Annotated in this window: 2 protein-coding genes and 1 pseudogene; all 3 read left to right on the top strand. The window is 65.7% G+C overall.

Annotation, left to right across the window (positions count from 1 at the left end):
* Positions 1-140: 140 nt before the first annotated feature.
* Positions 141-719: pseudogene (locus IR155_RS15580) on the top strand (IS3 family transposase); the annotation flags it as partial.
* 261 nt (positions 720-980) lie between these two features.
* Positions 981-2,051 carry an IS110 family RNA-guided transposase gene (locus IR155_RS15575; RefSeq protein WP_167760828.1) on the top strand — a complete coding sequence of 357 codons (1,071 nt, stop codon included), beginning with the start codon at positions 981-983 and terminating at the stop codon, positions 2,049-2,051.
* Between the two features lie 22 nt (positions 2,052-2,073).
* Entirely contained in the window at positions 2,074-2,328 is a 255-nt protein-coding gene (locus tag IR155_RS15570) for an integrase core domain-containing protein (RefSeq protein WP_135115695.1), read from the top strand.
* Positions 2,329-2,722 lie beyond the last annotated feature (394 nt).

Here is a 2,722-nt window from a genome sequence, read left to right as displayed (position 1 = left end):
GAACCACCCCACCGAGCGAGTCTAGATCGACGCCGTTAGTGCCCCGCACGAGGCACCAACACCCCCGGAAAATCAAGCCTCAACGATCCTCAACCCGCGAAATCACCCGACGGTGACACGATCCAGGCAAGACGCGCCCGCCGTCTGCCAGAGCGGTCAGAGACGAGCAACTGAAAGCCGACATCGCGGCTGTCCATGCCGACAATCTCGGCGTCTACGGGGCGCGGAAGATCCACGCCGAGCTGAACCGGGAAGGCGTCTCGGTTGCCCGTTGCACCGTCGAGCGACTGATGCGCGAGCTCGGCTTGCGAGGGCTTCGGCGCGATAAGCAGGTCAAGACCACCTCGGGTGATGGCGCGGAGACGGAGCGGCCAGCGGATCTCGTCGGACGAGCGTTCACCGCGACGGCACCGAACCAGCTCTGGGTCGCGGATCTGACCTATATCCGCACCCATGCCGGATGGGTCTACGCGGCGTTCGTGATCGACGTGTTCAGCAGGCTCGTCGTCGGCTGGCAGGTGTCCACGAGCCTGCGTACGGACCTCGCGCTCGACGCGCTCGATATGGGGCTCTGGCAGCGCCGCCGGAACGGGCAGGACACGACCGGGCTCGTCCACCACAGCGACCGAGGAGTCCAGTATCGCGCCATCCGCTACACCGAGCGCCTCGCCGAAGCCGATGCCGTCGCTTCCGTTGGAAGCAAAGGCGATTCGTATGACTGTCAGTCTGTTTCTGCCGCATCCCGCAAGGATGAGGAAGTCCTGGCCGGAGCGTTCTGACCCTTGCTTATGATTGGCCCGCAGGGTGCCTTGGCGTTGATCTGTCGAGCCTCCGGCCGGGCGCGCAGTAACCGCTGCCGCCGGATCGGGCGTGACCTGATAGGAGCCTGGAGCAGTCTTGACAACGCGTCCCCATGACAGTCCTGTCCACCCGCCGGCGACAGCGTGACACCACGCTAACCGGCAGGAGGACCGAAGAACATGACCGCAGTCGAGCCCGCCCGCTCCGGGCACGTCGTGATCGGCGTCGACACGCACAAGCACATCCACGTCGCCGCAGTGATGGACTCCATCGGCGGGATCCTCGCGACCCTCACGATCGCGACCGATACAGCTGGCTTCAAGCAACTGCTGGAGTGGGCGAGCGGGTTCGGGAAGATCATCGCGTTCGGCATCGAAGGCACCGGCTCCTACGGGGCCGCGCTGACCTCGTTCTTGCGCCGGAACGATCACAAGGTCGTCGAGGTCTCGCGACCGGATCGTCGGTTGCGGCGCCTGAACGGCAAGTCCGACACTCTCGACGCGGAGAACGCCGCCCGGGCGGTCCTCGCGGGGTTCGCGACCGCGGTCCCGAAGAGCGCCGACGGCGTGGTCGAGATGATCCGGCAGCTGAAAGTCGCCCACGACACCGCGGTCAAGGATCGCACCGGAGCGATGGTCACCCTCAAAGCGATGCTCGTCCACGCTACCGAGGATCTCCGACGCGAGACGGCGCGGAAGACGCAGAAGATGGTCGCCCGGCACTGCGCCGCGCTGCGTCCTCGTGGGCTGGAGACCCCGGAAGACGCGAACCGTCACGCGCTCCGCTCGATCGCGAAGCGGTGGATCGCGCTCAACGACGAGATCAAGGACCTCGAGGCGCAGATTGAGCAGCTTGTGCTCCAGCGCGCCCCGCACCTGCTCGACGAGTTCGGCATCGGCGTCGACACCGCCGCGGAGATCCTCATCGTCGCCGGCGACAATCCCGAACGGATCAGAAGCGAAGCCGCTTTCGCCAAACTCGCCGGCATCAGCCCCATCCCGACAGGTTCCGGCATGACCAGCGGGAAGCACCGCATCAACCACGGCGGGCACCGCCAGCTGAACGCGGCGATCTACCGGACCGTGATCGTCAGGATGAGGTTCCACGAGCCAACGATCGCCTACGTCGCCCGTCGCACCGCCGAAGGCAAGAGCAAGCGCGACATCATCCGCTGTCTGAAGCGCTATGTGATCCGAGAGGTCTACCACCTCGTCAAGACCGACCCCAGAACCGGCGAAATCAGGAGTTGACAACTATAGGAGCATCAACGCGATGGCCGAAGCGTTCAACTCGCTGTTCAAGGGCGAGTGCATCCGGAACCCAGCGATGCGGCCGAAGGGCGGCTGGGCGTCGATCCGCGATGTCGAGATCGCCGTCGCCGAATATGTCGACTGGTTCAACCAGCGGCGACTGCACGGCGAGATCGGGCACGTCCCGCCGGCCGAGTTCGAGCGGTCGCATTGGGCATCGCTCGACGCGACCCGATACGCTCACGAGCAGGTTCCGATCGGAGCCGGTTCCAGATAACCGAGCCTCCACGAAACCCGGGGCGCTTCAATGAGCAGGGCTCCGGTCAAGGCGCGTCTAGCTGGCCGCCGGGTCCGTGCCGGTCGCGCCGCTGAAACCACCCCGACCCAGCCGTGACCAACCACGACGACTTCCGCGGAATCACACGGCAAACGGCGACCAACGAGCACCCGCTGACCCACCGAATCCAACTGAAAATCGTGAGGTCACGGGATCGACGCCCGTCGGAGCCACCACCAGAGACCCCCGGTTCGCCGGGGGTTTTCTGGCTCTTCACGAACGAGGGTGTAGCGCGGGTCTGAACCCTCCGGCTTCGAGCAGTGACCGAGCGATGTAGTGGGTGAGGTTGCGGAAGCCGAGGGCGGAGCCGCGGAGGTGTTCGAGTCGCCCGTTG

This window comes from Microbacterium paludicola (assembly GCF_015235415.1).
Taxonomy (GTDB): Bacteria; Actinomycetota; Actinomycetes; order Actinomycetales; family Microbacteriaceae; genus Microbacterium; species Microbacterium paludicola.
The sequence above is the reverse complement of the archived record's forward strand: the minus strand, read 5'-3'. Positions and strand labels throughout refer to the sequence as shown.

Excerpts from the sequence above, each read along its gene's own strand:
- IR155_RS15575 (WP_167760828.1), top strand. The coding sequence starts at position 981 with ATGACCGCAGTCGAGCCCGCCCGCTCCGGGCACGTCGTGATCGGCGTC.
- IR155_RS15570 (WP_135115695.1), top strand. The coding sequence starts at position 2,074 with ATGGCCGAAGCGTTCAACTCGCTGTTCAAGGGCGAGTGCATCCGGAAC.